The sequence below is a fragment of the Kitasatospora sp. NPDC056138 genome, from assembly GCF_042264695.1.
GTDB lineage: Bacteria > Actinomycetota > Actinomycetes > Streptomycetales > Streptomycetaceae > Kitasatospora.
This window is the reverse complement of sequence record NZ_JBHJVK010000095.1, coordinates 1-25913: the sequence shown is the minus strand read 5'-3', so window position 1 is coordinate 25913 and position 25913 is coordinate 1. Positions and strand designations below refer to the sequence as shown.

Annotated in this window: 32 protein-coding genes and 2 pseudogenes; 20 read left to right on the top strand and 14 right to left on the bottom strand. The window is 70.6% G+C overall.

Annotated elements, in window-relative coordinates; genetic code table 11:
- Nucleotides 1–418 precede the first annotated feature (418 nt).
- Both ACFC1R_RS35465 and ACFC1R_RS35460 read left to right on the top strand, forming a co-directional pair.
- On the top strand, nucleotides 419–826 hold the full coding sequence (locus ACFC1R_RS35465; RefSeq protein WP_375945831.1) for a hypothetical protein: 408 nt from the start codon (nucleotides 419–421) through the stop codon (nucleotides 824–826).
- 301 nt (nucleotides 827–1127) lie between these two features.
- Nucleotides 1128–1649 (top strand): hypothetical protein, encoded by a 522-nt coding sequence (locus ACFC1R_RS35460; protein ID WP_375945830.1) that lies wholly within the window; start codon nucleotides 1128–1130, stop codon nucleotides 1647–1649.
- Nucleotides 1650–1756: 107 nt separating this feature from the next.
- On the opposite strand, the gene ACFC1R_RS35455 is transcribed toward ACFC1R_RS35460, so the two are convergent.
- Genes ACFC1R_RS35455 through ACFC1R_RS35440 form a run of 4 tightly spaced genes read right to left on the bottom strand, consistent with a single transcriptional unit; the run spans nucleotide 1757 to nucleotide 4263 of the window.
- Complete coding sequence (locus ACFC1R_RS35455; RefSeq protein WP_375945829.1) at nucleotides 1757–2419, bottom strand: GNAT family N-acetyltransferase; 663 nt, start codon at nucleotides 2417–2419, stop codon at nucleotides 1757–1759.
- 54 nt (nucleotides 2420–2473) lie between these two features.
- Nucleotides 2474–3013 carry a GNAT family N-acetyltransferase gene (locus ACFC1R_RS35450; RefSeq protein WP_375945828.1) on the bottom strand — a complete coding sequence of 180 codons (540 nt, stop codon included), beginning with the start codon at nucleotides 3011–3013 and terminating at the stop codon, nucleotides 2474–2476.
- Nucleotides 3014–3022: 9 nt separating this feature from the next.
- Complete coding sequence (locus ACFC1R_RS35445; RefSeq protein WP_375945827.1) at nucleotides 3023–4000, bottom strand: hypothetical protein; 978 nt, start codon at nucleotides 3998–4000, stop codon at nucleotides 3023–3025.
- The gene (locus ACFC1R_RS35440) at nucleotides 3970–4263 is read right to left on the bottom strand and encodes a hypothetical protein (protein WP_375945826.1); all 294 of its coding nucleotides are present in this window, start codon (nucleotides 4261–4263) and stop codon (nucleotides 3970–3972) included. Before ACFC1R_RS35440 ends, ACFC1R_RS35445 begins: the two co-directional genes overlap by 31 nt.
- A 321-nt stretch (nucleotides 4264–4584) precedes the next feature.
- Between ACFC1R_RS35440 and ACFC1R_RS35435 the strand changes: the two genes are divergently transcribed.
- A complete protein-coding gene (locus ACFC1R_RS35435; protein WP_375945825.1) occupies nucleotides 4585–4710 on the top strand; it encodes a hypothetical protein in 126 nt (41 codons plus the stop codon).
- A 53-nt stretch (nucleotides 4711–4763) separates the two neighbouring features.
- Here ACFC1R_RS35435 and ACFC1R_RS35430 read toward each other — a convergent pair whose 3' ends face one another.
- A complete protein-coding gene (locus tag ACFC1R_RS35430; RefSeq protein ID WP_375945824.1) occupies nucleotides 4764–5981 on the bottom strand; it encodes a helix-turn-helix domain-containing protein in 1218 nt (405 codons plus the stop codon).
- A 158-nt stretch (nucleotides 5982–6139) separates the two neighbouring features.
- Here ACFC1R_RS35430 and ACFC1R_RS35425 point away from each other — a divergent pair, with 158 nt between their 5' ends.
- From ACFC1R_RS35425 to ACFC1R_RS35410, 4 genes are all read left to right on the top strand, one after another.
- On the top strand, nucleotides 6140–6331 hold the full coding sequence (locus tag ACFC1R_RS35425) for a hypothetical protein (RefSeq protein WP_375945823.1): 192 nt from the start codon (nucleotides 6140–6142) through the stop codon (nucleotides 6329–6331).
- Between the two features lie 37 nt (nucleotides 6332–6368).
- Nucleotides 6369–7484 carry a radical SAM protein gene (locus ACFC1R_RS35420; protein ID WP_375945822.1) on the top strand — a complete coding sequence of 372 codons (1116 nt, stop codon included), beginning with the start codon at nucleotides 6369–6371 and terminating at the stop codon, nucleotides 7482–7484.
- Nucleotides 7485–7486: 2 nt separating this feature from the next.
- A complete protein-coding gene (locus ACFC1R_RS35415; RefSeq protein ID WP_375945821.1) occupies nucleotides 7487–7672 on the top strand; it encodes a hypothetical protein in 186 nt (61 codons plus the stop codon).
- Between the two features lie 84 nt (nucleotides 7673–7756).
- A complete protein-coding gene (locus tag ACFC1R_RS35410) occupies nucleotides 7757–8602 on the top strand; it encodes a GNAT family N-acetyltransferase (protein ID WP_375945820.1) in 846 nt (281 codons plus the stop codon).
- Between the two features lie 444 nt (nucleotides 8603–9046).
- Here the strand turns inward: ACFC1R_RS35410 and ACFC1R_RS35405 are convergent, their stop codons facing one another.
- On the bottom strand, nucleotides 9047–9598 hold the full coding sequence (locus ACFC1R_RS35405; protein ID WP_375945834.1) for a YciI family protein: 552 nt from the start codon (nucleotides 9596–9598) through the stop codon (nucleotides 9047–9049).
- 212 nt (nucleotides 9599–9810) lie between these two features.
- On the opposite strand from ACFC1R_RS35405, the pseudogene ACFC1R_RS35400 reads away from it, so the two are divergent.
- A pseudogene (locus tag ACFC1R_RS35400) lies at nucleotides 9811–9960 on the top strand (transposase family protein); the annotation flags it as partial.
- A gap of 310 nt (nucleotides 9961–10270) precedes the next feature.
- On the opposite strand, the gene ACFC1R_RS35395 reads toward ACFC1R_RS35400, so the two are convergent.
- Complete coding sequence (locus tag ACFC1R_RS35395) at nucleotides 10271–10624, bottom strand: hypothetical protein (protein ID WP_375945819.1); 354 nt, start codon at nucleotides 10622–10624, stop codon at nucleotides 10271–10273.
- Entirely contained in the window at nucleotides 10599–11303 is a 705-nt protein-coding gene (locus tag ACFC1R_RS35390; RefSeq protein WP_375945818.1) for a hypothetical protein, read from the bottom strand. Before ACFC1R_RS35390 ends, ACFC1R_RS35395 begins: the two co-directional genes overlap by 26 nt.
- Before the next feature lie 109 nt (nucleotides 11304–11412).
- Here ACFC1R_RS35390 and ACFC1R_RS35385 point away from each other — a divergent pair, with 109 nt between their 5' ends.
- The 3 genes and pseudogenes from ACFC1R_RS35385 to ACFC1R_RS35375 all read left to right on the top strand — a co-directional run bounded on the left by ACFC1R_RS35385 (nucleotide 11413) and on the right by ACFC1R_RS35375 (nucleotide 12767).
- Entirely contained in the window at nucleotides 11413–11847 is a 435-nt protein-coding gene (locus ACFC1R_RS35385; RefSeq protein ID WP_375945817.1) for an Hsp20/alpha crystallin family protein, read from the top strand.
- 86 nt (nucleotides 11848–11933) lie between these two features.
- Nucleotides 11934–12305 (top strand): annotated as a pseudogene (locus ACFC1R_RS35380) (DUF2267 domain-containing protein); the annotation flags it as partial.
- A 63-nt stretch (nucleotides 12306–12368) separates the two neighbouring features.
- On the top strand, nucleotides 12369–12767 hold the full coding sequence (locus ACFC1R_RS35375; protein ID WP_375945816.1) for a DUF2267 domain-containing protein: 399 nt from the start codon (nucleotides 12369–12371) through the stop codon (nucleotides 12765–12767).
- 176 nt (nucleotides 12768–12943) lie between these two features.
- Here ACFC1R_RS35375 and ACFC1R_RS35370 read toward each other — a convergent pair whose 3' ends face one another.
- Both ACFC1R_RS35370 and ACFC1R_RS35365 read right to left on the bottom strand, forming a co-directional pair.
- The gene (locus ACFC1R_RS35370; protein WP_375945815.1) at nucleotides 12944–13156 is read right to left on the bottom strand and encodes a hypothetical protein; all 213 of its coding nucleotides are present in this window, start codon (nucleotides 13154–13156) and stop codon (nucleotides 12944–12946) included.
- Between the two features lie 1770 nt (nucleotides 13157–14926).
- Nucleotides 14927–15244 carry a hypothetical protein gene (locus tag ACFC1R_RS35365; protein WP_375945814.1) on the bottom strand — a complete coding sequence of 106 codons (318 nt, stop codon included), beginning with the start codon at nucleotides 15242–15244 and terminating at the stop codon, nucleotides 14927–14929.
- A gap of 1056 nt (nucleotides 15245–16300) precedes the next feature.
- Here ACFC1R_RS35365 and ACFC1R_RS35360 point away from each other — a divergent pair.
- Nucleotides 16301–16540 carry a hypothetical protein gene (locus tag ACFC1R_RS35360; RefSeq protein WP_375945813.1) on the top strand — a complete coding sequence of 80 codons (240 nt, stop codon included), beginning with the start codon at nucleotides 16301–16303 and terminating at the stop codon, nucleotides 16538–16540.
- Nucleotides 16541–16588: 48 nt separating this feature from the next.
- On the opposite strand, the gene ACFC1R_RS35355 is transcribed toward ACFC1R_RS35360, so the two are convergent.
- Complete coding sequence (locus ACFC1R_RS35355) at nucleotides 16589–16990, bottom strand: hypothetical protein (protein WP_375945812.1); 402 nt, start codon at nucleotides 16988–16990, stop codon at nucleotides 16589–16591.
- Nucleotides 16991–17547: 557 nt separating this feature from the next.
- Between ACFC1R_RS35355 and ACFC1R_RS35350 the strand changes: the two genes are divergently transcribed.
- The 5 genes from ACFC1R_RS35350 (at nucleotide 17548) to ACFC1R_RS35330 (ending at nucleotide 21439) form a co-directional block, all read left to right on the top strand.
- On the top strand, nucleotides 17548–17766 hold the full coding sequence (locus tag ACFC1R_RS35350; RefSeq protein ID WP_375945811.1) for a ferredoxin: 219 nt from the start codon (nucleotides 17548–17550) through the stop codon (nucleotides 17764–17766).
- Complete coding sequence (locus ACFC1R_RS35345) at nucleotides 17763–19166, top strand: NAD(P)/FAD-dependent oxidoreductase (protein WP_375945810.1); 1404 nt, start codon at nucleotides 17763–17765, stop codon at nucleotides 19164–19166. Before ACFC1R_RS35350 ends, ACFC1R_RS35345 begins: the two co-directional genes overlap by 4 nt.
- Before the next feature lie 12 nt (nucleotides 19167–19178).
- Nucleotides 19179–20495 carry a cytochrome P450 gene (locus ACFC1R_RS35340; RefSeq protein WP_375945809.1) on the top strand — a complete coding sequence of 439 codons (1317 nt, stop codon included), beginning with the start codon at nucleotides 19179–19181 and terminating at the stop codon, nucleotides 20493–20495.
- A gap of 157 nt (nucleotides 20496–20652) precedes the next feature.
- Nucleotides 20653–20970 carry a hypothetical protein gene (locus ACFC1R_RS35335; RefSeq protein ID WP_375945808.1) on the top strand — a complete coding sequence of 106 codons (318 nt, stop codon included), beginning with the start codon at nucleotides 20653–20655 and terminating at the stop codon, nucleotides 20968–20970.
- Nucleotides 20971–21073: 103 nt separating this feature from the next.
- On the top strand, nucleotides 21074–21439 hold the full coding sequence (locus ACFC1R_RS35330) for a helix-turn-helix domain-containing protein (protein WP_375945833.1): 366 nt from the start codon (nucleotides 21074–21076) through the stop codon (nucleotides 21437–21439).
- 204 nt (nucleotides 21440–21643) lie between these two features.
- On the opposite strand, the gene ACFC1R_RS35325 is transcribed toward ACFC1R_RS35330, so the two are convergent.
- Complete coding sequence (locus ACFC1R_RS35325) at nucleotides 21644–21949, bottom strand: hypothetical protein (protein WP_375945807.1); 306 nt, start codon at nucleotides 21947–21949, stop codon at nucleotides 21644–21646.
- Between the two features lie 340 nt (nucleotides 21950–22289).
- Between ACFC1R_RS35325 and ACFC1R_RS35320 the strand changes: the two genes are divergently transcribed.
- Nucleotides 22290–22514 carry a hypothetical protein gene (locus ACFC1R_RS35320; RefSeq protein WP_375945806.1) on the top strand — a complete coding sequence of 75 codons (225 nt, stop codon included), beginning with the start codon at nucleotides 22290–22292 and terminating at the stop codon, nucleotides 22512–22514.
- Nucleotides 22515–22559: 45 nt separating this feature from the next.
- On the opposite strand, the gene ACFC1R_RS35315 is transcribed toward ACFC1R_RS35320, so the two are convergent.
- Nucleotides 22560–23639, bottom strand: a complete 1080-nt coding sequence (locus ACFC1R_RS35315) for an alkene reductase (protein ID WP_375945805.1) — start codon at nucleotides 23637–23639, stop codon at nucleotides 22560–22562.
- A 257-nt stretch (nucleotides 23640–23896) separates the two neighbouring features.
- Between ACFC1R_RS35315 and ACFC1R_RS35310 the strand changes: the two genes are divergently transcribed.
- On the top strand, nucleotides 23897–24430 hold the full coding sequence (locus ACFC1R_RS35310) for a MarR family winged helix-turn-helix transcriptional regulator (RefSeq protein WP_375945832.1): 534 nt from the start codon (nucleotides 23897–23899) through the stop codon (nucleotides 24428–24430).
- Nucleotides 24427–25044: a TMEM175 family protein gene (locus ACFC1R_RS35305; protein ID WP_375945804.1), complete on the top strand. Its 618-nt coding sequence runs from the start codon at nucleotides 24427–24429 to the stop codon at nucleotides 25042–25044. The genes ACFC1R_RS35310 and ACFC1R_RS35305 overlap by 4 nt, the downstream gene beginning before the upstream one ends.
- Nucleotides 25045–25146: 102 nt before the next feature.
- Here the strand turns inward: ACFC1R_RS35305 and ACFC1R_RS35300 are convergent, their stop codons facing one another.
- Nucleotides 25147–25431, bottom strand: a complete 285-nt coding sequence (locus tag ACFC1R_RS35300) for a pyridoxal-dependent decarboxylase (protein ID WP_375945803.1) — start codon at nucleotides 25429–25431, stop codon at nucleotides 25147–25149.
- Nucleotides 25432–25913 lie beyond the last annotated feature (482 nt).

Below are 25913 nucleotides of genomic sequence, written 5' to 3'. Positions count from 1 at the left end.
CCACCCCACCGCGTCCCTGACCGGACCGCCGCACCTGCTGGCCGCGACCCTGCTCGGCGACCTCGATCTGAGCGCCGCGGTACAGCAAGGCCTGCGGCTCAGCGGCGAACACGAGGCAGTACTGCGCATCCTGCCCCGCTGAACCACCGGTCGCTCGCGAGACTGCGACCTCAAGCTCTATTTGTCCTGTTCAGCGGCCTGTTTTTGAGTCTATGGGGCTGACGGTCTGTCATGTTGGCTGCGGTTCGTGACTCACTCGATCGGGGCGCGTTGGACCGGGCGTGGAGACGGATGTCGAGCCCGGGGTCTGGGCTGTGGAACTGGAGTCGTTGCCCTCCCGGTAGCCGCGCGGTGCCGCCGAGATCTGCCCGCCTGAATTCTGCTGTACGCCTCGTGGCGGTCCAGGCATGATGCAGCGGTGAGCAACATCGTGGAGTTCTTCATCGCAACTGACAGCCGGTCCGCCAACAGCGTGCTGGACTGCGGACCGGAGCACGCTCTCGAATCGATGGTCTGCGAAAACCTCACCGTGGAAGACGTCAGAGACTGGGAATGCCTTCTTTCCGGGGAAGACACTGACGATCCCTTCGTCGACGACAATGACCATCGCAACGTGGTCTTCGGCATGCCGCAGAGTCTCCACCTGGCACTGAGGTATGCCATGCCGTCTCGCCTCGCTGAAGTAGCCGAGCTGTGGGTGCAGGAGAGAGCCGAGGAGGGGGATCACTTCGAGGCTGGTCCCATAGCCGAGATCCTGGGCGGTCTGGCCGCGCTGGCCCGTTCCGCTGCCGGACGCGGCCAGTGGGTCTACTACCGACTGGTGTAACCACCTGCCCCTCCGGGGTCCGTGCCCCCGGAGTGTGGGCCGGTGATCGGGCCGGCCCACACCGGACATCAGCTGTTGCGTGCGGCCTCTGCCAGCCGGTGGACGTTCATGCAGGAACGCCGCGCGGGCTGTGATCCAACACTCCGGGCCGGCCACAGGTGAGCGGTCGGTGACCGGGCCGCCTCACCGGCGTGCGCTCGCGCCCCGCGCTTTGGCCCCAGACTCGCCCCGAACGACCATCGCCACCGCTGACGCGGCCACCAGCCCCGCCCCACCGCCAGCCGCGCAGTACGGTCGCAGCGTGAACGATCAGCATCTGCAGCTCCTCCACCACCCGGCTGGCTCCCTGGCACCGGACGCCATGACCCAGCTGCCAGTCGAGGACCTGGTCTACGAGGTCGCCGACGCCACCGTACGCACCGGCGAACCAGAGCACGGGCAGCTGCTGCTGGCCGAGCTGGAACGCCGAGGCGACCACGCACTGTGGGAAGCCGCCTTGGTGTGCCTGGGACCGCTGTCCTCCCGCCCCGTCTACGGCCTTTCCGAGGAGGCCGGCGTTGACCGCCTGCGGCAGATCGCCCGAAGCACGCCCGACGCGGTCACGGCCCTGGTCCTCGAACTCCAGGCCCGACACCGCAGCATCGGCAGGCAGGCCGCGCACCTGGTCTGGCAAGAGGCACCCGCCGACGTCCGGCACACCGCCATGCTCCAGCTGCTCATCATGCTGTGCTGGTCGGTCGGTTCCGAGCACGGCCATCTGACCCCCGCGCAGACAGCGTCACTGATCAAAGGCCTCGTGCTCACCCCCGACGCGTCGCAGTGAGCGAGGTCGCCTGCCCGGCCCGGGCGAGCCGCTGGGCGACCGCCAACCGATAGTCCGACTTCCGCCCCACCCGGCGGGTCGCGGACACCCTGATCGCGCCGGGGAGGTCACCTCGACGGTCCGGTGGTGTATAGGACCTGGTCCTGGCCGTACTCGGCGAAGCGTTCGCTGGCGAGGAGGCCGAGTCTGTCCAGCAGTCGCCGGGACCGAGTGTTCGCAGCCTGCGTGACCGCGATCAGCTGATGGTCCGGGACCGCCTGAGCGCCCCAGTCGAGCACGGCGCCGACTGCCTCGGCCGCAAACCCGCGCCCTGCGTACGCAGGGAGGAACTCGTAGGAGACTTCGGCCCGGCCCGCGGCGCGTTGGTCCCGGTCCAGGGTTACCCGGCCTGCCCCTCGGCCGTCCTGGACGAGGACGACGGTGAAGTGGCCTCGCTGGCTCGCGGCGTCAGTAAGACGCTGTGCAAGGCGGTCGGTAGGGACGGGGCCGCCCAGAAAGCGCCGCACCTCCGGGTCGGTCCACAAGGTGCGAAGGAGCTCGGAGTCCCTAGTCTCCACGGGACGCAGCAGCAACCGAGAGGTGGAGAGCTCGGTCGGCCAGTGCGGATGAAGCCAGTTCGGGCCGGTGGTCATGCTGCTCCCAGGTGCCGGAGTCGACGCGGGTTCTGGCGATGCGGGTGATCGAGGCCAGCGCAATTGGAGAGCTGCCGTGACGTCGCGGCGCACCGCAGTGCTTCCGGGCGCGAACCGGGTGGTGGCGGTGGTGGTCATGGCGCTCCCGGCTGTCGGGTCGGCAAGGGGCTCTGCCCGGCGCTGGAGGCTTGGTCAAAAGGTGGTGCGGAGCAGCAGCAGGTCGAGGACCGGGCCGTCGGGGCTCGCGGTGTACGGTCCGGCGTACCTGTATCCGAGTCGGTGGTAGAGCCGCTGGGCGGGCTGGTCGCCGGGCATGGCGAGTAGTGACGCCCATTCGGTGTGCAGAGCGTCCAGCAGCGCGGTGTGCAGGCGGGTGCCGATTCCGTGGCGTTGCCGGTTGGGGCGGATGGCGAGTTCGCAGATGCCGGCGAGGGAGTCGGTGTCGCGGGCGTCGGGGGTGATGGTGGGCAGGAGCTGTTCGCCGTACCAGTAGGCGGGGGTGCAGAAGCCGACGGCGTGGTTGGCGATGGACGCGACGATGAGGGTGAAGTTGTCGTGGCGGGTGTGCGCGGTGATCTGGCGGCGCAGGGTCTCGGGGGTGAAGCCGGCCCGGGCGACGTCGGCGTGGCCGGTGTGGGCCTGCGTCCAGATGTCGGCGAGGGTGTCGAGCAGGGCGGCGGTGTCGGCCTCGCCGTGGCGCTGCAAGGACAAGGGGGCGGCGGGGGAGGTCATGGGGGTCCTTCAGGCGGCGGGGACGGCGGTTCGGTAGGCGTCGAGGTACTCGGCCACGCAGGGGACTTTCCGGTGGGCCTCCAGCGCCTCGGCGATGCTGTGCAGGGGAAGGACCAGCCTCCTGGAGCGCACGTCCTGGAGGTGGGCGAGGGTCTGGTGGCTGGCGTCGGCGGCCGCGTGGAGGTCGGGCCGCCCCCTGCGGGCCTGGTGGAGCGCGATGTCGACGGTGTACAGCGCACGGTTGCGGCCGTGGCCCTCGGCGAAGAGCCTCACCGCCTGCTCGGCGCCCGCGGACGCGCGGTCGAACTGGCCGAGGTCCGCCCGGCACAACGACTCCAGCCCGGCCAACTCGCCGGGGACGAAGAACTCCAACCAGTCGGGGTCGGCCTCCCTCGGCCCTTTCGCGTACAGGTCGAACGCCCGCACCAGCGCCTGCTCGGTCAGCGCACGGTCGCCCTGAAGCGCCCACCCGCGCGCCTCACGCATCGCCAGGAGCGCCAGCCAGCGCGGCGAGCCGAGCCCGGCGGCCGCGCGCTGCGCCACCTGGGCGGTGCCGACGGCCTCGCGCGGGTGGTCGGTGGCGTGGGCGAGCAGGGACAGGCACGCGAACGCGTGGGCCTCCAGACCGGGGTCGTCGGCCTGTCGGGCACTGGCGAGGGCCTCGGTATACAGGGAGCGGGCGTCCCGGGTGCGCCCGGCGTCGAATGCGAGCCATCCGGCGGCGACGGACAGCATGCCGGTCGCGGTGTGGAGCTCCCGGCCGAGGCCGTCGTCGTAGCGGCCGTGCGCCAGCCAGGCGCGGGCGGTGTCCAGCGCGGTCGCGGCCTGCTCGGCGAGGTCGGCGGAGCCGTGGTCGCGATCCTGGGCGTACAGGGCCTGCTCGGCCTCCTGGAGTGCCTGGACGTGGTGGGGGTCCAGGGCCGGGCTGGCGCCCGCGATCTGCGGGACCGCGGCGGTCAGTACCGCGGCTCCGACACCCAGGAGCACGCTGCGTCGGCGCACCTCCTCATCACCGCCTTTCTCCGGCCGGCCTTCCTGGGCGCGGTCGCCCGGCCCCGGTACGTCGGCTCTGTGAAGCCCAGTTCGGTGGCGGTCCGGCCGGTCACCGTGTGCAGGAGCCGGCGGTACTTGGCCCGCGGCCAGGCGGTTTTGCCGTCCTCCCAGTTCGCGATCGTGCGGGGTACCAGGTAGACCGGCTCGCCTGCTTCGATCGACTCCTTCACCAGGAACGTCGCGGCCTCGACTCCCATTCGACCTCGCGGACGTGCCGGATCGTGTTGTTCGGCCTGCCCATGAGGTCCCCGGGGTGCGTCACTGCCGCTCCTGCCCTTCAGACGGTAGCGAAGCGGACACGCTCGGCGACAGTGCCGGGGTGGTGGAAATTCCGGTGCCGGACCCGTCTTTCATCGCAATTTCGCCGCCTTCTGACAGGAGGTCTCCGCGAGGCCTGCAGCAGGGGCCTGGTCGCTGTGGGCCGCAACAGTCGCTGATCCCCCGTCACCGAGAGGAGCCTGCCTGGACGAGCGGGTGCCCCCGGCCCGCGCGCACACCCTGCGGCTGATGTCGACCTGGTGCTGGAGTGGACGGAGTACAAGGCCGCGAACTCGGTGAACCCGCAGTCCCTGGTCAAGGGCGTGTGCAAGGCGCTGACCGAGCACGGCCCCTCGCACTGGCCGTGGAAGCGCCCGAAGGACTGAACCAGCCTCTACCCGGCGCTCGTCCTCGGAGCCAGCCGCAACGGGCCCGGCCCTCAGTCCAGCGCCGCTAGTGCGTCGACCAGTAGCCGCCCCTGGCCGGCTCCCCGGCGGAGCAGGACGGAGGCCACGGTGTGCAGTTCGCCCCAGGCGTGCGGCCGGCCGACCTCGGAGGCGTCCGCGAGGACGCCGAGCGCGGTGGTCAGCGCCTGTTCGGCTTCGCCGGAGCCGGCGTAGGCGTGTGCGAGGCAGGCCCCGTACCAGGCGCGGTCGCGGCGGTAGGCGGCGTCGAAGCCGTCGAGTCCGGTGCGCAGGTTGTCCACCGCGCTCGCCCACCGGCCCAGGTGCAGCTCGGCCATGCCGCGCTGGGCGGCGAACCAGGACTCGCCGTAGAAGTACAGCCACGGCGGGGCGTCAGTGGTGGCGGTGATGATCCGCTGGGCTTCGTCCAGGCGCCGGTAGGCACCGGCCGCATCCCCGTCCAGGGCATGCCCGCGCCCGGCCATCTGCAGCGCCATCGCCCGGGTCGCGTTGCTGGCGCCCGGCGTGGCCGCCGCGGCCTCCCCGAGCCGGGTGCAGCGCCGACCGTTGCCCTGCGACCACGCGAGGTGGGCCTTCATGCTCATGGTGGTGGCGGCCATATCGCCGTAGCCGGACTCCAGCGCCCAGTCGTGGGAGCGGTCGAACCAGCCGAGCGCCGCCGGGGCGTTGTCCTGGTCCTGCGCGAGCCAGGCCAGGAACTGCGCGTACTCCGCCAGCACCTTCACCAGCCGGTCCGCCAGCGGTCCGCGCGCCTGGTCGTAGAGCCCCATCACCTCGGCGAACTGCGCGGTGACCACACCGTTCATCACCCGCGACCCGAGGGTGTCCTCGGCTCGGCGGTGCTCGGCGAGCAGGCGTTCCACCGCGTCCAGCGACGCGGCGTCCAGCCGCATCCCGCCGCGCACCCTGATCAGCCGGTCCGCCTCGGGGTCGGCGACGACACCCAACAGCACCAGCGAGGGCAACGGCAGCTCCTCCACCGGCCCGGTCAGCAACTCCATCGGCACCCGCAGCCCGGCGATGATCCGCTGGCGGACCTCGACCGAGGTCACCTCCCGGTGCCGGTTCTCGATCGCGGACACGTCCGGCTGCGCGAGCCCGACCAGCGCGCCGAGCGCGCTCTGACTGCTGCGGGTCAGTACCCGCCACCGCTTGAGCACCGCCGGCCAGTCCCCGGCCGCCACCGCGGCCCGCAGGTCCGGGTGCGTCCACACGTCCAACTCCTGGTCCACCCACGAAATATAGGGCTGCCCTATAGGACGGCGGGGCTGGTTCGGCGACACACCACCCCCCAAAGTGGACCCACCGCCCGGCGCGCAGGACCAAACCGATCCCCCTCGGCGTTCCGTGGAACGCGCCGGGCGGCACCACGACTTCGAGGAGCCCCGCGATGACCAGCGCGCCCGCGACCACCGAGCCGGACGGAGCGCTGACCGGCCGGCACTCCTGGGGGATCTGGGTCGGGGACCTGGACGGCAACGAGGTCTTCGTGGAGAACCAGCAGCGGGCCGCCCGGCGCCGCTCGGTCCTGGCCCAGATCGCCGCGGCCAGGCGACGACGCCGACTCGCAGGGCGGCGCTGACCGGCACCACCTCGCACGAGGAGACGGAGGAGCACCGATGCACAGCCTGATCGCCAGTCCGTTCCTGGAAGACCACCTGATCGTGCGGCCCGGCGCCCGGGGCGGCCTCATGCTCCCGCCCGAGCGGTACGAGGACCTGCGCGCCCACGACGACGCCGCCCCGGCCCCGGACTGGCTCACCGAGGCGGTGGCCGGCCAGTGGCCCGACCTGGACACCGCCGGACCGCTCGGCGCCTTCCTGACGGTCCGCCAGCCCTCCACCTGGGGCTACTCGCGGGCCTCGTGGGAGATCAACCTGGGCTGCAACTACAAGTGCAAGCACTGCTACCTCGGTCTCAAGGTCAACTCCGGGATGCCGCTGGCGGACAAGCTCCAGTGCCTGCGGACCATGGCGGAGGCGGGTGTGCTGTGGCTGCAGATCACCGGCGGCGAGCCGACCGTGGACAAGGACTTCATCGCCTCCTACCGGGCCGCCTACGTGCTCGGCATGATGATCACCGTCTCCACCAACGCCTCCCTGCTGTGGCGCCAGAACCTGCTCGACCTGTTCCACGAGTGCCCGCCCTACCGGGTCACGGTGTCGATGTACGGCGCGACCAAGGCCAGCTACGACGAGCTGACCCAACGCCAGGGCGCCTGGGACCTGTTCGTCCAGGGCATGAACGCCGCCCGCCGCGCGAAACTGCCGCTGCGGATGAGCATCATCATCACCGAGGACAACGCCCACGAAGAGCAGGCGATGATCGCGCTGTGCGAGGGCTGGGGGCTGGAGTACAACGTCTTCACCAACATGACCCCCACCATCTACGGCGGCGGCGAGGTGCTGACTGCCCAGTCCAAGGAGCACCTGCGGATGCGCAAGCCGTTCGGCGGCTGCAACGCCGGCCACACCTTCTTCCACACCGACCCGCACGGGCTGGTGTCCATCTGCAAGATCGGCCGCGACGACCAGATCAGCCTCCCCGCCGAGGGGATCGACGGCCTCGCCCGGCTCGGCGCCATCGCCGACCGCCTCATGCTTCGCACCGGTGGCTGCTCCGGCTGCCAGCTGTCCGGCACGTGCACCGTGTGCCGACCGCTGGCCAAGCACTACCAGGAGGCGAAGGCACCACTCGGTTCCTACTGTCAGCACGGCTTCCAGAAAGCAAGGTGATCATGACCGCTGTCGCTGTCGAACTCAGTTCCCGCCGTCCCCTCCCGGACGACGGACTGCCCTACCTGACCCGGCCGATCCCGGCCCCCAGCACGCCCGTCACCTCGATCGTCCCGGTCACCGACCTGGACGACGTGATGGACAGCGTGAAGTGCTCGTGCAACGCGGGCGACGACAACCCCTTCTGACCGCACCCGGTCACTTCCGCTCAGGCCCCGGCGTACCTTCGCGCCGGGGCCTGAGCCCTGCCGGGCGGCGAGTAGGGTGCGGGTATGGAGCTGTCCTGGGACCTGCTGCACCCCGTGATGTCCGTGCCGTACCTGCCGACACTCGGTCCCCTGCACCCCGACGCGCTCAGCGCCGACCTGCTCGACGCTATCGCCCAGGTTGCCGCCACCGGCGGGTTCCTCTCCCACGACAAAGACCGCCGCTGGTCCGACCGCAAGGACGAACGCCTCCTCGTCGGCGACGTCCACCAGGAACGCCCCCGCACCCTGCTGCCCACCCTCACCGGCCGCGGCGTCCTACGCGTCCACCTGTACGGCGCCCCCGAGCACCGCCCCGAGGCCATGGAGACCGCGGCCAAGCTCGCCGCCGTCCACGACGCCGCCTCGGCCCGGGTGATCTCGTTCCAGGCCGCCCCGGACCCGGTCGCCGCCTCCACCCGCGTCCAGCTCCGCACCTTCGACCTTCCGGCCCTGCCGGTCGCCGGGATCGAGCACCTGGACACCCTGCCCGAACCCGTACGCGCCACCTTCGGCGCCTTCGCCGAGAAGCTGGCCGGCGAGGGCTTCGCCTTCCTGCACTCCCGGATCGACAGCGTCGGCCCGGTCCTGACCGCCATCCGCGACGACCGGGTGGTGGGCGCCATCGGCCCCATGGAGACCATGCCGGACCCGATCGGCCGAGCCCGGCTGCTGCCGCAGTACTTCGGCGTCCTGCCTGAGTACCGCGGCCTCGGGCTCGGCCGCCAGCTGTGGCGGGCGGCCATGCACTGGGGCCACGGCAACGGCGCCGACTACCAACTCCTGCAGACCACCGCCGGCGGCGCCTCCGACCGGCTCTGCCAGGCCGAAGGACTGACCGACCTCGGCTTCGTCTGCACCACCACGGTGTGACCCCCACCGCCCCTGGTTGGTGTGCCAGCTCAGCGAGCGCCACCTAAACGACCGGCTCCGGACGCTCGCCCAAGCTCTTGACCCGGCTGCCATCCCACCAAGATCATCCAGTGGCGGCTTTTGGGCTCACCTTGGAAGCGGCCGCACTTTCATCTGATGCAGGACTGCGTTCAACCCGCATATCGCAGCGGTTCTGACGCTATCGCAGGTCGGCGAGCCTGCGCGTACGGATCTTTCTGCTGCGGCCGGACGAGCAAACTCGGATCACCCGATCACAGACTCATACCAGTACTGAACCCCTCGAGCCCCGCGAGTTCGCGGAAACTGAAGGTCCTTCAACGCGAACCCACGGGGCTATCGGTGTGCGTCAGACCGATGCATCCGTGGGTTCGGTCAAACCCGAGGATGCTGAGCGAACCTCATGTCGGCCTGGACGTCCTCGGGTCATGATGGACGCCCGCCGAACTGCCAGTTGTGCACCTCGATGGTGGCGTACCGGTCCTGGGTCAGGATGGCGCGTGCTGTGTCCGGGTCCGGCGCCCGGAGTAGCGCCGCCGTGCCCAGCCAGGTGGTGCCGTCGTCGGACAGCAGGGGCCCGTAGGCGATCAGCTCGTCCTGGTCGGTCGGCACGGCGAGGTCGGCGGCCTGTCCTGTGCCGAGGCCGAGCACGAGGTACCGGTTGCCACCGGTCCGGCCACCGGGGAAGTCCCACATGGTACGTCCCAGCGTGTTGCTCCACCGCCGCAGCAGCACGTCCCGGTAGACGCCGGCCTGGTAGCCCGGTTCCTCGAAGGCGAACGTGCGGGCGGCGACGGGATCGGGCAGGTCGACGATGTGCATGCTGCCGGTAGGAGCGTCGCCGTCGCCGGTGAGGGTCGGGCCTCGGGCGATCATCTCCTTCACGTAGCGGTCCATGTAGGACCAATGCTCTTCCAGCAGTTCGTCGCGCAGTGCTAGTGAGCCGGGCCGGTCGCGGTGGTAGCAGAAGAACTCCATGCCCGTAGGGCTCTGCAAGGAGGTCAGCAGGTCGAGCGGATTTCTGTCAACGATCAGGTAATTCGGCTCTGGCGAAGATCTTGTGATCGGGCCCGCGACACCGGGCTTTCCTGGCACGATGTCAGGCGTGTAGTTCGCGGAGTCTTGAGGCGTTTCTTCCTCATATAGCTGGTGTCGTAGTCGAGTTCGTTCAGCATTCGGCGGCCCAGATCGTGCTGCACGCCCACGCACGAGCAGCCAAGGCAAGGTGTCCGCACTGTTCCAGGACGTCGGGGCGGGTGCACGGCCGGTACGTCCGACGCCTGGCGGACGCGGCGATCGGGGGCAGGGCTGTGGTTGTCGAGCTGCTCGTGCGCCGCTTTCGCTGTCTCAACGGCGCCTGCACAGCGGTGACGTTCGCGGAGCAGATCGAGGGGCTGACGACGCCTCACGCACGCAAGACCCCGTTGCTGCGGTCGGTACTGCTGTCCATAGCCTGCACGCTCGCTGGTCGGCCCGGTGCCCGCCTTGCCAGGCTGCTGGGCATCCGAGTCGCCAAGGACACCCTGCTGCACCTGCTTCGCACCATGCCCGACCGGCGTGAGGGCCCGGTGCGGGTGCTGGGCGGACGAGCGCCCGGCCGCGCCCCGCCCCGCCGCGCTGTCTGGCCGTGCCGGGACGGCGGGTTTCCTGTCACGCGGATACGCGGCCGGTGGCTTGGTGGCCGCTGGCCGGGCCGTGCTGCGGCGCGTCCGGGACCGTCTGCGTACGCCGACGGCCGGCCGGGCCGAAGAGGCTGGCCGTCGGGGCTCGCACCGGTTGCGGCGGGGTCGGAGGGGCCGCGGGTGTGGGGAAGGCCTGCGGGGGCCAGGGCCGGTGGGCCAGGTCGTGGAGGAGGGCGTCGAGTCTGGCCAGGCAGGCGTCGATGGTGGCGATGGCGGCGGTGCTCTGTTCGCGGATCCGGCGTTCGATGGCGGCGAGCCGGTCTTCGATGTGCTGCCAGCGTTCCTCGGCGGTGGTGTCAGGTGCGTTGTTGGTCGCTGTCATGGCGGAGGCGTTCGGTGCGGCGGTCAAGGTCGTCGAGGCGGGTGGCGAGGTCGGGGTGGGCGGCGCCGAGGTGGGGTCGCATGGCGGTGAGGGGCGCTATCAGGTCGGCCGGGTCGGGGGCGCCGAGGGCGGTGGTGAGCGCGGTCAGCGCGGGACGGGCCCGGGGGGTGAGGCCGGGCGCGGCGGTGACCTGGGCGGCCAGCACGCGCAGGTCAGCGGCGTTGTCCCGGGCCCAGGAAGTGACCGCGCGTTCGGCGGCCCGCCGGTCGCGGACCGCTTTGACCCGCTCCGCTCCGGTCTCCGCGTCGGTGGAGGTGCTGTCGGTGGGGCGCAGGCGCAGGTAGCGGTTCTCGGCGGCCTGGCGGCTGGCGACGCCCATGGGCTGGGCGAGTTCGGCCCAGGTGGCGCCTCCGGCGCGGGCGGCATCGACCAGGCCGGCTTCCCAGCTGGCGAGTTCGGTGCGCAGTTCGCGCAGCAGCACCAGCGCGGCCAGGGCCGGCTCCGGTCCTTCGTCCGGTGCATCCGGTGCGCCGGCGCCAGTCCGGGTGGCCGGGCTGGTGTTCTGGGCGGTGCGGACGGCGTCGTCGATGGCGGCGAGCGCGGCGGCGGCGGCGAGGAAGGACGCCGGTCCCGTGGGTGGGCTGCCGCCGGTGGCGGGCGGGTCGGGCCGCTTTCCCATAGGTGTCACTCCTTTGGCGACTTGGGGGTTTGTCATCGGATGGATGACATGTTAGAACGGTTTCAGGTGAAGCGCACTGGCACCCATAGATCAGTGGAGGTGTTTCGCGATGCTGCTGCGCACTGACCCGTTCCGCGAGCTGGACCGGCTGACCCAGCAGTTCCTGGGTACGAACGGCACCTGGTCGCGGCCGGCCCCGATGCCGCTGGACGCCTACCGCGCCGGCGACGAGTACGTGATCTGCTTCGACCTGCCGGGGGTGGCTCCGGAGGCGATCGATATCGATGTCGAGCGGAACATGGTGACCGTCAAGGCAGAGCGCCGTCCGCGCCAGGAGGGCGAGGGCGTGAAGTGGGAGCTGTCCGAGCGCCCGCTCGGCGTGTTCTCCCGCCAGGTCATGCTGTCCGACACCCTCGACCCGGAGGGGATCAGCGCCGACTACGACGCCGGCGTGCTGACCTTGAAGATCCCGGTCGCCGAGAAGGCCAAGCCCCGCAAGATTGCGATCAGCCACAGCGGCGACCGCAAGCAGATCCAGGCCTGACCCCGTCCCCAGACTGTTCCGCGCCGCTCCTGATCCCCCCGAGGAGCGGCGCGGAACACCCCCAGCTGTAGGCCGCCCGCCTCCGAGGCCAGTCCCGCCGCCGGGCCGCCCGAGACCAAGAGGCCGGGCGGGCGGCGCGTGTCGTGCTGGCCCTGCTGGGCGCCCACCTGGTCGGCGACGTGCGCGCCGAACTGGCCGCCCGCTTGCCGGAGACCCTCGCCCTGATCCTGCTCAACCCGCTGCAGGCCGCCGAGCCGCTCAGCCCGCAGCGGTTCGTGCGCGCGACCGCGGCCTGGATCGAGGGCGCCACCGAGACCACGGCCCTGTGGGACATCGGCGCCGTCCTGTCCACGGTGGCCGACGCGGCCGGAGACGACCTCACCGAGCGCGTCCTGCTCCAACCGCCGCCCGGCTACGACCTCCTGTTCGGCCGGCCCCAGCCTGGCCACCGGCCCTGACCCCTACCTTCGCGCCGCCGCACCGCCAGCGGCGGCCCACTCCCGGAAGGCCACAAAACCGTCATGACCCGCCACCGCCGCCTTCTCCGGCAGGTCTGCACCCTCGGCCGGTACACCACCGACGAGGAAGCCGAACACGCCCTCCACGCGGTCCTGTCCGTCCTCGGCTCCCAGCTCACCGGCGAGGAACGCTGCGACCTCGCCGCCACCCTCCCCGACCGGGCCCGCGCCGTCTTCGCCGCCCAGATCCCGCTGCCCCAGCCGGTCGCAGCCCCCGCCTTCGTCGAAGCCGTCGCCCGCAACCTGGGCACCAGCCTCAGCGCCGCCCGCTGGGACGCCTCCTCCGTCCTGGCCGCCCTCGCCGACCTGGCCGGCGACCGGCTCACCGACCGCATCCTCGCCCACCTGCCCCGCGGCTACGCCCTGCTGTTCGGCCGCGCTGACCTCACCACCGCGGCTTGACCCGGGACCAGGTACGGGCCGACACCGGCACGTGCCGGATCTCACCCACCGGGCGGGCATCCGCCCCGTTGCCCCGGCCGGCCAGGGCGAGCGCGCACCCGCAGCGGCCACGACGTCAGGCGCAGGATCGGCCTGAACGCCTGGTCGGGCAGGTTCGCGAGCCCGGTCGGCAAGGGTCAGCTCTGCCCGCGGTTGCCGGATGGGCGGGCGGTGTCGAGGGCGTCGCGCAGGGCGTACAGGTCGGCGATGGTGGCCAGTTCGGCGAAGCGGACCAGCAGCCGGCGGATGGTGCGGTCGTCGCCGTCGCGGACGGCCTCGGTGATCGCTTCGATCAGGTCCGCCTGTCCGTCCCGGGCCGTCTGCGGTGCTGCGGGCACCAGGTGTTCCACTGCCGCCGCCTCCCTGCGCGGTGCCGCTCGCTGCTTCGGGCGCGCGGCGGCGGCTCGGGGGTTGCCGCCGCCGCGCAGCGGGAGACTATCTCACTCGCGGGCGCCGCAAAATCTATGCGCCCAGCAGGGCCGCTCCGGAGGCGTCGGCGCGGTCCATCAGCCGCTCGAAAACCTCGTCCACCAACTTGTCCCCGACCGGCTCGACGGCCGGGTTCACATTGCCAGCAGCCATGTCCGTCCGTTCCGGCCGAGACCCGAGACCAGGCCTCGGCCAGCCTGTCACATCACGGACTTACACGATCTTTCGGACACGCTCCGCGCCGGCGGGCGGGTGTTGGAGTCATCGCTGTGGTGATCTTTGATGCCTGCGGTAACGAGGACGGCCGAGTCCGGCAGAGGGATTCACATGTTGTCGACCCGCCGGGGGCAGGTCGACAGGCCGGATGGCTTCTGTGAGCGGGTACACCGGCGCACTCATTGTCACAGAAGCGAGTGAGGGCCGCGCTGCCTCTCGCAGATGCTTGTGAAGCGTCTGGTACGTGGAGCTGGGTGCATGGGACGAGGTGCTTCGGCACGGTAGAAGCGACAGGAGGTGTCCAGCCAGTTGGGCGGCGTGTGATCCGGCGGCCGGCCGACGTTCGCGAGGAAAAGTGCTACCCGGTCGGCCGATCGCTTCGGAGGCAGTGCGGGTGGCCCTTGCTTTCAGGTCTGGTTCTTTCTGCTTGGTGAAGCTGCCGGTCCAAGCGCAGCTCCGTGGTTGGAGCGAGGGCGTAGGGCTGGGAGGAGTGGCGAGCGGCGGCCACACGCGGTCTCTGAGGAAGGCATCAGCACTGGCGCTTCCTGCGAACGGCTGTTCCGGCTCCCCGACCTCAACAGCCCCCCGGACCAGCGGCGAGGTGCTGCCGATTCCCGCGACCATCGCAGCGTAAGCCGCGCTGAAATCCGGGCTGATCGCTTGGGCAGCTGTCCCCCCTGCTGATCCGGGTATCAGCACTGGTAGCGGCGGTCGCTGCGCCAGGAGGGCCTCGCGCAGCGCGAGGAGGGCCTCGATTCGCACGTCGATGTGGGAGGGCGGAGTCTGCCAGCGGGGCTCGGGCTCGGTGGGAAGGGCCGGGGCTGCCAGCGGCCGGGGCCGCGGTTTGCGGCTGCTGGCCAGGAACTTGAATGGATAATGCACCACCCGGATCCCCTTCGCCGCGAAGTACTCGTGGATCGAGATGGGCCGGGGCAGAGGGGCAGGGAACTCGGTGGGCCGCTCGGCGTAGACGCGGTGATAATAGTTCGTCGGCCGGACCTTCCGTTCTGCGGCTTGGGGATCGGGCGCGGCAGGTGGGGGTGGGACCTTCCTGCGCTGCCGGTAGGCGGCCTGCCGGCAGCGGGAGCTGCAGTACAGCCGGGGGTGCCCTACCGCTTTCTGCACGAACGGCGGCGCGGTACAGCCCGCGAGCGCGCATCGATGGACGGGGACGTCGTTGACGGCCAGCCACACGTCTCGTGAGTACCGGGGACTGACGCTCTCCAGCTCCATCCGCAGCAGCGGTGCCTGGGCGCAAGTGCGCAGACGGTCCAGCAAGTGACCGATCAGCCTTCTTAGCTGCTCCACGGACACTCCGTGACACCGGGCGATCTGCTCGGGCGGCGCCTCGCCGAGGTAGTCGAGAAGGATCTTTCGTTCGGCGGGCTTGAGGACCTGCCGCATGGTCCGTCCGAGCGTGTCCTCGCCTACATGCCGTCCCACCCGGTCGTGGTCCGGCCCGCAACGCCTGCGCCTCACCACCGGTTCCCCTCCGGTCCCCGCTCTGCCACGCCGTCACCCGAGGTCTCCTGCACACCATCCAACTGCGCTGCGTCATCGCCATCGTCCGGCAGTACGGTGGCGGATCGGCGCTGCCCGGGCTGCTGCTCCCGCGACCGCGCCACACGGAGCACGGAGACCATCATCGAGGAGGTGGTCTTCAGGATCTCCGGCAGGTCCTCCCTACGGGCCCGGCGCACGATCTGACTCGTGATGCGCCCGTGGACCACAAGGGCGACAACCACAACAGCCGCTGGTACCAGCGGCAGGATCAGCACTGCGAAGTACGACATTGGTGTTGTGTCCTTCCGTCCCAGAAAGCCGAAGAGGCCCCCGACGCGGTGCGTCGGGGGCCTCAGGCGGAGAAAGCAAAAAGCCCGCCATGAGAGGCGGGCTGACGGTCAGACATGCAGGTGTCCGAACCGAGGGTGAAGTTAGTGATTCCCCAGCTCAGACGCAAATGGGCGGCCTCTGTCCGGTATAACCGCAGGTCGGAGGCGTCGGGCGGGCCGGTGACATCCAGAGGTTTCGTAACACGGCCGTCTCGGGCCGTCTGGCGGGCCAGATCTCGCTGCCGAAGACCCGCCCCGCCCCGCGCCGTAGAAGCCGGGCCGGCCGCGCTGCGCCCGCTACGCTGCTGTCTGCGCCCGCCGGACCCGAGACGCACACGCCGGGCCATCACCGGCGGGCGCCGTGCCGCCACCACCTCGGCGGGCTCCCAGCGTTGGGCCCGGGCCGTGGCCAGGACGTCCGGGGCGGCGGAGGTAGGGGAAGCGCATCCGCTTGAGCACGCTCTCCAGCTCGGCGGGGATCGGCGGCGCGGTGGGGGCCGGCGGCAGCGGGGTGGACAGCACGACCGGCTCGGTGAGGGGCGCTGTGGTCATCTGATCTGGCCTTTCCATGAGGAGTTGGGGCCGCCGGGCTGCGGCGCGATACTGGGGGTGCGGGAGTCCGCGTGCCGGAAGCACCAGCGCGGACCCCCGCGGTTCTTCGTGACCACCCTGTTGAACAGGATGTTGAACAGCCTGGTCAGGAGGGGGGTCACGGGGAGTTTCGGCCGAAGTCGGCCCAGGCGGACGTGCCCACCCTTGGACCGGACTCGTTGACCGGCCGTGAGTACCTGTTCTCAAGGCTCGGGGCAGCGTTAGCCCAGATCATGAATCGAACAAACCGCGTCATCCGGGGCATAGGAAGGCCCGGGCCCGGCCTTTGGGCCGTGACCCTGGGACGTCGCGGTGACCGTCCTTAGGGGCGGGGACGTCGCTGACGCTCGTTTGGCGCTGCCTGGCGCGCGGCGGGCTTTGATGCGTATCTCACTGGGATGAGTCCAGCCGAGATTTGGAGACAGCATGATCGTCAGGCGCTTTCGCGGGGCCGCAACCGGCCTGCTCACCGCAGCACTCGTCGTTCTCCCGGTTTCCCAGGCCACGGCGCTTCCTGCCCAGACCCCGCGCTCGGCCCTTGTCACTATCGACTGCGGCGGCCTCGTCATCAAGATCGCCTTCCCCACGGACTGCAACGCGGTGTGCCAGGCCAAGTTCATCGCCGAAATCAAGAGCAAAATCCAGATGTTGTGCTCCCGCCCCTGACTCCGAAGTCCGGCTAGCCCGGTCAGGAATCTGACCGGGCTGGGCTCATCAGAGGCCGTCGGTGAGCCGGATCCGCGTGGCGAGGAGGAACAGGCGGCCAGCCGCGGCGGCGGGCTGGAAGTCGAAGGCGCTGGTGAATGGGCCGGTGATCAGCAGCAGAGTGCGGGCGTCACGGATCCGGTGGCGCCACTCGCGGGTGGCGGCGATCTCGCCGTCGAACCAGGTCAGGCCGCCTGGGCGGCGGATGGTCAGCCGGGAGTCGGTCAGGACGGCGGACCAGTCGGGCTGCGGGCCGACTGCGAGCGCGGGGGCGGTGTCACGGTCAGCCCAGCCGTCTTCGAGAAGCAGCGGGCGGGCGGGGGCGGCGGGGACGACCAGGACCGGGCGGCGGTCGGGCAGCAGCTCAGGCCAGGGGCGGCCGTGCAAGCCGGTGCGGTCGAGCGTCTCCATGCGCGGTTCCCTTCCCCCGGCCCGGCCCGTTCATTCGGTTGCCTGACCGATCACATCATCGGTCAGGTGTCGGCGGCGGCGCGGGGTGAATCCGCTGACGGGTGGGCAGGGGGCGTGGGAGGGTGGGGCCCTGAGCCGCCGCTGCGGACCGGTCCGGGGTCTCCCGGCCCTGCGGCTCTCGCAGGAGGAACTCGCGGAAATCGCCGTACTGCTTCTCATCGCCGGACACGAGACCACGGTCAACCTGATCAGCCACCGGTCAGTGATCAAGAACGACAGCTGCCCTGATGAGAGATGTCTTGCGTAACAGCGCATTTGCGGTCGTCGGCAGACGGGGCGAGCATTTTGGTAGGGCGGAACGGCCGGGGCGAACCTTGATGCCGACGCCATCGGCTGGTGCCGTGGCGTCCGGACGTAGTGCTCACCGACGGTAGGCGTCGCCGCGCAGGTACCGCCGTGTCGGAGAAGCCCGAAACATACGGGTGCTCAGCCGGTGGCGTCGGCGGGGGCGGCGGGTGGGTTTTCCAGCTGGGCGGCAGGTCGGAAGGAGTCTGCCCATGCGGATCGCCGTGGACTTGAATCGTTGCCAGGGATACGCGCAATGCGTGTATTTGGCGCACGAGGTCTTCAGATTGACTGGCCAGGAGGCGCTCACCTACGAGCCGAACCCCGATGACGAGCGGCGCCTGCAGGTTGAGCGGGCCGCTGCGGCGTGTCCGGTGCAGGCGATCGTGATTGACCATTTGGACGGCGCAGAGGGGAGCGCGACGTCATGACCGTGTCGGCGACGGTCGCGGAGCTGGTGCGGGAGTTCAGGGCCAGCGGCCGGATCGTCATCGTCGGTGCGTCTCTGGCCGGACTGCGGGCCGCGGAAACCCTGCGTGAGGAGGGCTTCAGCGGTTCTTTGACCATCATCGGGGACGAGCCGTACGAGCCCTATGACCGTCCTCCGCTGTCCAAGCAGGTACTCAAGGGCTGGGTGTCGGCCGACCACACCGAGTTGCCCCGTCTGCGAGAGGTGAATGCGCAGTGGCGGCTCGGGGTGGCCGCCACCGGGTTGGACCGGGCCGCCAAGCAGGTGCGTCTGGCCGACGGCGAGCAGATCCCGTACGACCGGTTGCTGATCGCCACGGGAACCCGCGCGCGGCAGTGGCCGAACCCGACCGAGGCCGCACTGCACGGGGTCTACACGCTGCGCTCGCGTGATGATGCCGCACAGCTGCAGAAGGCGCTGGCCGCGCAGCCGTCGCGGGTGATGGTCATCGGCGCCGGGTTCATCGGCTCGGAGGTGGCCTCCGCCTGCCGGGAACTCGATCTGCCGGTGACCGTCGTCGAGCGGGGCTCGGCGCCGCTGGTCGGCGCGCTCGGCGGGGTGATCGGTGAGATCGCCGCTCAGATGCAGCGCGACCACGGCGTGGACCTGCGCTGCGGGCTGGGCGTGTCGTCACTGGAGGGCGACTTGTGCGGCCACGTGCGGCGTGCTCATCTCTCGGACGGAACCACCGTCGACGCCGACGTGGTGGTGGCCTCGCTGGGGTCGATCCGCAACGTGGAATGGCTGGAGGGCGCCGGGCTGGCGTCCGGTTTCTGGGGCGTCGGTTGCGACGCCGGCGGTCGCGCCTTCGACGTCAACGGCGTGATCACCGACAGCATCTACGTGGCAGGGGACGTGGCGCGTGCGCCCCACGTCCTGTACGAGTACCAGTTCCTCGCGATGGAGCACTGGGACAATGCCGTGCTCGGCGCCCAGGTCGCGGCCCACAACATGGTGAACCTCGAGCCCCACTATCGCCCGCATCTGTTGCTGCCCGGCTTCTGGTCCGGTCAGTTCGGCGTCAACATCAAGTCCGTCGGCGTGCCGCCTTTCGGCGACGAGATCGTCTTCACGCAGGGGTCCGCCAAGGAGCGCCACTTCGCCGCCGTCTACGGTCGCCGGGGCCGAACCGTCGCCGCCGTCACCTTCGATCACGGCAAGTGGCTGGAGTACTACGGGAAGCTGATCGAGCAATCGGGGCCGTTCCCGCCTCCGCCGTCGGGCTGGGACCAGCCCGACGATATGAAGCCGATCCCGGCCGAGTTCCCGCAACCCGGCGTCCCGACGGCGATCCCCGACGTCGTCCTGACCGGCCACGACCCGAGCGAGCGGAAGGCCGAGTTCCGGTCTCGCCCTCGTTGACGCGCCCGCCGGATGGGCGTGCAAGCGGACAGCATCGACAGGAAGAAGGAGGGGAGGCTCGTGGTCGAGGAAACCCCCTGGCAGCAGGCCCTCCGCTACGCCAACCGCGCCAATCCGTACCCGTTCTACGAGGAACTGCGCAGGACACCGGTGGCGCGGCAGCCGGACGGCACCTACGTCGTCAGTACGTACCAAGAGATCGTCGCGCTGCTGCACGACCCCCGGGTCAGTTCGGATATCAGGAAGCTCCCCGTCCCGGTCGCGACCCCGGCCGAGGGCTCGGCGGAGGCCGAGCCGATCACGGAGGCGGTCATCTCTTTGGAGCCGAACATCATCACCCAGGATCCACCCGAGCACGATCGAGATCGCCGGATGATGACACCGCATTTCGTGGGCCCGGCCCATTCCCCTCACCTGATCTCCGACCTGGAACCCGAGATCCGCCGCATCGTGGAGGGCCTTCTGGACAACATGCAGGGTAAGACCCGGTTCGATGCCGTCGACGAGTTCGCCTACCCCCTGCCGGTGACCGTGATCTGCAAGGTCCTGGGCGTGCCACTGGAAGACGAGCCACGCTTCCACAGCTGGATCGAAACGGCCCTGGACGCTTTGGATTTCGGCCCCGAGGCTGCCTCCGAGGAGATGCAGAGCCGACTGGCCGGGGGTCGCCGGGCCGTGAAGGAGTTCGGGCAGTTCGCAGCTGAGCTGCTCGACCGGTACGCCCAGCAGCCCGGCCCTGGCATGCTCTCGGCGATGGTGAACGAGGACGGCCCGGAGGCAGGGATGTCCAAGGGCGTGCTCGTGAGCAATGCCTTGCTCCTGATCTTCGCCGGGCATGAAACCACGGTCAATCTCATCGCCCACAGCGTGCTCACCTTGCTGCGGCACCCCGACGCGCTCGAGAAGCTGCGCCGTCGGCCCGAGCTGATCGTGCCCGGGGTCGAGGAGTTGCTGCGCTTCGAGTCGTCGGTCCAGTTCTGGCACACCCGCTCCGCCGTGGAAGACATCGACATCGCAGGCACCACCATCCCGAAGGGCGCGCCGATCTTCCTGGCATACGGCTCGGCGAACCGCGACCCGAAGCGGTTCGCCAACCCCGACGAGCTGGACCTCGAACGCCGGGACAACCAGCACCTCGGCTTCAGCCAGGGCATCCACTTCTGCTTCGGCGCTCCGCTCGCACGGCTCGAGGTCCAGGTCGCGGTCGGCGAGTTCGTCCGCCGGGTGGAAAACCCCCGGCTCGTACAGGACCCACCGCCGTACCGCCACAACCAGATCTTCCGCGGCCCGCGCCACGTCCTGGTCGACATCGACGGGATCCGCGACTGAACTGAGTGCCGGTCCACGACGAGGTGAACCTTGCGGTCGAAGTGCCCGCCGCCCCGGCGGCCGCTGCTACCCCTGCCACCAGAAGCGTGAGGAACGCCTGGAGAAGGCCGCCGCCAAGGCTCTCAAGCGCCTGGAGAAGGCCAGGGAGGCCAACGCCGTGCTGTGCCCGTGCTGGACGTGCCGGGGCTCCATCGGCGGGAAGGCGGGCTCACCGCTGGAACTCGACGAGAAGGCCGGCCTCGACCGGTTGGAGTGCCCGAGGTGCATGCAGGCCCGCGCCGCGAAGGACTTGGGCCCGCTGGTGCTGCCCGCCCCGACCAAGCGCGAGCAGCTGGCCGCGCTGGTCTCCGCCCCGGACGATCCGTTGTGGGAGGTGCGGGTGCTGCGCGCCAAGCTCTACCCGCGCTCTTTGACGATCCGGCGGACCTCCGGAGCCAGCCGGGGCCAGGACGGCGGGGCGGGACGCGGGGTGTAGTCGTCGATGTAGCGGGAGATGACGGACCGCCACTGGTAGAAGCCGGGAGGAAGGTTGCTAACGGGCTCGCACGCTAGCGGATCAGCGCCCTGAGGACCGGCCGATCACCGGCCGGCCGCGCCGGCTCACCGAACTTGAGAGGTCCCGGATCATCGCCCTGGTCAAGCAGGTGCCGCCCGGACGGCCAGCCCGGCAGGCGGACGGAGAGCTGGCTTCTGCCGACGGGACCGGCCCGCCAGAATGGACACTGGACGCTCTGGCCGCCGAGGCCCGGCGTCTGGGGATCGAGGTCGGCCGCTCGCAGGTGCGCAGGATCCTCCTTGCCGAGGGTGCCAGGAGGCGCCACACCCGGTCGTGGACTCGCTCGAAGGACCGGGACTTCGAGGGAAAAGAACGCGGATCATCGGCCTGTACACCAGCCCGCCGGACGGCGCCACGGTTGTGTGCGCCGACGAGCTCGGACCGGTGATCCCGCGCACTTTCCCGCCGACGCCGGGCTGGTCGCCGGACGGGCACCGCGTCAAGATATTCGACGGCGCACTCACGCCGCACGGCCGGACGCCCCTCAGTGCCGGAGAGAGCGTCACCCTCATCAGCTTCGGCTTCCGCGCGCGTGATCAGGCTCCGCGCACGGTCACGAACCTCCCACCGGTCCCTCGGTAGTGATCGACGATCAGCGGGCGGACCAGACCGGACAGGCGATCTCGTGCCGGGTCAGCACCAGAACGTCCCCTCCGTCCAAGATCTGACGGGTGCGGGTGACCACGCAGCAAGCCGCACGCGGCCCCGGAAGCGTCTGCCCGGCCCCGCCGTCGTTGCCCGCCACCGGCGCCGCCGTACGCGCCCGTGCAGGTCCCGGCACCGACCCCGCCGGGCCCGTCCTGCTCCCGGCCTCGGGGCCGGCCTGGCGGCCGATCCGGTCGACGGACAGAATCCGGGCGCGGGTACGGCTGCGACGGCGGCTACGGCGTTCCGACATGACGCACACCCTGCCCCCTCACACCACGCCAAGCAGCGACGGCGCCCCCGACACGCCGTCGACCAGGACGCCGCCCCACACCGCTACCACCACCGCCGTCTGGACGGACCGCCCGCCCCAACGCCGGAAGGCCGCCACCCCGCGGGGTGGCGGCCTCCAGCGCTTTCTCAGGGCGACAGCAGCGTAGTGCGTACGACGGACAACGGCCCCGGCCGATACGGCCGGTCAGACCGCAGACACGAAGAGGACCGCGCTGACCGCCGGGATTGCCGTCGTCGCCGCTGGCCCGGGCGCAAGCGGCGCCCCCGGCGGGGAGGGCTGCCTGGTTCCGGTAGTACTGGTGCAGGGCGTCGCGCTCGGCTTCCAGCTGGGCCAGCAGTTCGCCGCCGCCGGCGGGCAGGCCGCGCCCGAGCCGGCGGGCGACGTCGCGGTGGCACTGGAGCGCGCTGGTGCCGCCCTCCACCGCGAGAAGCACCGACAGCAGGAGTTCATGCTCCTTCGTGCCGTCGTCCACCGCGGCGAGGACCAGGGTGGAGACGGGTGGAGAGGGACGAAAGCGCTGTGATCCACTGTGCGGTCACGACGTCTGTCGCGCTGGTGGGCTCGCCGTTCAGGAGGTGAGGGTGGGGTAGTCGGTGTAGCCGCGGTGGTCGCCGCCGTAGTAGGTGGCCGCGTCCGGCGTGTTGTAGGGGCCCTGGGCCGCGAGGCGGCGTGGCAGGTCGGGGTTGGCCAGGAACAGCGCGCCGAAGGCGATCACGTCCGCGGTGCCGTCCTCGACCAGGCCGAGAGCCTCATGACCGGTGGGCTCCGGGTGCGTGAACGGGTTGAGGACGAACACGCCGGGCCACATCTTGCGCAGGCGGCCGGTCAGCTCGCGGTCGGGGCCTTCGAGCAGGTGCAGGTAGGCCAGGCCCAGCGGGGCCAGACCCGCCAGCAGCGCGCCGTAGGTCTCCTCCACATCCGCCGCGTCCGTCTCGGCGATGTCGTTGAAGGGGGCGCCGGGCGAGATGCGGAAGCTGGTCCGGTGACCGCCGATCGCCTCCGCGACCGCGGTCGCGACCTCGATGCCGAAGCGCGCCCTGCCAGCCGCGTCGCCGCCCCAGCCGTCGGCGCGCAGGTTGGCGTTGGGGGCCAGGAACTGGTGGATCAGGTAGCCGTTCGCCCCGTGGAGCTCCACCCCGTCGAAGCCGGCGGCGATCGCGTTGCGGGCCGCCTCGACGAAGTCGGCGACCGTGCGTGCGATCTCGTCCTGGTCGAGCGCCCTGGGCGTGACGAAGTCCTGGGGGCCCTGGTGGGTGAACACCTGGCCCTTCGCCGCGACGGCCGAGGGGCCCACTGGGGCCAGGCCGTCGGGCAGCAGGCTGGGGTGGCCGATACGGCCGGTGTGCATCAGCTGCGCGAAGATCACCCCGCCCTCGCGGTGCACGGCGTCGGTCACCCGCCGCCACGCGGCGACCTGCTCCGCGGAGTGCAGCCCCGGGGTGTCGGGGTAGCCCTGCCCGACCACCGACGGCTGGACGCCCTCGGTGACGATCAGCCCGGCACCGGCCCGCTGCGCGTAGTACGTCGCCATCAGCTCCGTCGGCTCCGCGCCCGGCCCGAAGGCGCGGCTGCGGGTCATCGGCGCCATCGCGATGCGGTTGGCCAGGCGCTTGCCGCCCAGCTCGATCGGCTCGAACGCGGTCGTCATGATCATTCCCTAGGTTCAGGTGGGGAGGCCGCCGGGTCCGCGGCTGTCCATCGGTGTGCGGTGCCCGACTGCACCGAAGTTACCTGTTCGAACAACTAAAACGCGCGAACCCTTCCCATATCGCCATGTGACCTACGTCACATGCGGACTTCTGACCTAGATGGTAGCGACTGTTCGCATCGAGTGCCCTATGACGAAGGGGGCGGCTATCCTGATTGCTGTCCGGCCAGTGTTCGGCCGGGAAAGGGACGGTACTGATGAGCCGGGCGACACACCGGGACACGCAAAACCAGCCGCTCGAAGCGGCGCCACCCACCTCCACCGTGACGGTGCCGGCCTCCGCCCAGGCGGGGCCCGTCAGCCACGCGATCTTCCGCGTGGCCCGCCTGCACCGCATGATCGCCGGACAGCTCCTGCGCCGGGTCGGCCTCCACATCGGCCAGGAACTGATCATGATGCACCTGTGGGAACTCGGCCCTCAGCGGCAGACGGACCTCGTGCGTCTGCTCGACTCCGACGCCGCCACCATGACCCGCAGCATCAAACGCCTCGAGAACGCCGGCTTCGTCCGCCGCCGCCCCGACCCGGGTGACAAACGCGCCGTCATCATCGAACCCACCGCCGCGAGCCAGGCACTGCGGCATGAGGTCGAACGCATCTGGGCCGAACTCGAAGACGCCACGACCGGCGACCTCGCCCCCGATCAGCAGGCCGAGGCCCTGCACATCCTGCGCCGCGTCGAGGACAGCCTCGCCCGCACCGCCGCACACACTTGCAGGGTGGGGGCATGAGCGAATCCGGCCGCGTGGAGGCCTTCAGTGACGGCATCTTCGCCATCGCGATCACCTTGCTCGTCCTGGACATCAAGGTCCCGAAGGTCGGCGAAGACGGAAGTCTGTGGGAGGCGTTGGGCCAGCAGTGGCCCTCGTACGCCGCCTACGTGGTGAGCTTCCTGGTCATCGGGATCATGTGGGTCAACCACCACCAGGTGTTCAGCTATGTCGCCCGTGTCGACCGCCCCCTGATGTTCCTCAACCTGCTGATGCTGATGGTGGTCGCCGTGGTGCCGTGGCCCACGGCGATGCTCGCCGAGTACCTGCGTGAGGACCGGGCCTCGCATGCCGCCGCCGCCGTCTACAGCCTGGTCATGACGGCGATCGCGTTCGCCTTCCAGGGGCTGTGGTGGCACCTCACCCGCACCGGCCACCTCTTCGACGAACGCGTCGACGTCGACGCGGCCCGCAGGACCCGAAACCGTTTCGCGCTCGGCTCACTCGCCTACCCGGTCACGGTCGGCCTGGCCTTCATCTCGGCCCCGCTCACCCTGGCCGCCCACGGCCTGCTCGCCCTGTACTACGCCTTCAACCAGGTGCCGGTCCCTACCCGCGAACACCCGGCCGCCTGATCGCCTGGCAGGCCGTCGCCTCGGGCAGCCGACCGGGGGCCTGTGCAGCAGCCGTGCGCCTGCCGACCGGGTCCTGGGCCGCCCGGTCCAGGCGAGCGTCCATCATGGCCGCGAGGCCCTGGCGGCCGTGGCGAGCAGTGCGGCCCACGCCCGCAGGCTCGTCCACTCCTTGGTGCCGGTGAACGGGGTGACCTGCCCGAACGCGAAGTCCTCCTGCATGATCAGGTCCGAGTACGACGAAACGGTGCGCAGCGCGCTGGCGTCGCGCAGCAGCAGGGCGGAGACGCCGTAGGGGACGTTGAGGACCTTGTGCGGGTCGACGGTCACGGAGTCGAACAGCTCGATGCCGTCGAGTTTGTCGGCCAGGCGCGGGGTGAGGGCGCACATCAGCCCCCAGCACCTCTGAAATGGTCCGGAGCACGGCGCAGCCCGGCCGACCTGGTGCGTGGTCGCACTCGCTCACGCGCTGCTGGAGGCAGTTGTGTTCCACCGGGCGTGCCCACCGCTACCGCACCAACTGGTGTGGTCTCCGGGCCCCGGGGCTGCGGCAGCGGGGATAGCTCCCCGGCCGCAGCGAGCTGGCCGGAAACGCCGCGAAGACTGGAGATGCAGCCCGGCCTTGCCCGACCGGGCCAGAGCGCGGGGCAGCAGCATGTACGAGCTCCCTGAGGGCGAGTGGGGCGCGACAGGCGGCTGTTAGGCGGGTGTTAGCCGCTCTCGGAATGCTGCTGTCACCGAGCAGGCGGCCGGCGCATTCACGCACCGGGTCAAAAGGGGAGAAACCGCGTTGAAGAAGCGTGCAATCGCGAAGTTGGGTGTACTGGCGGCGGTGCCGATGATGGTGTTGGCGGGTACCGCTCCGGCTCACG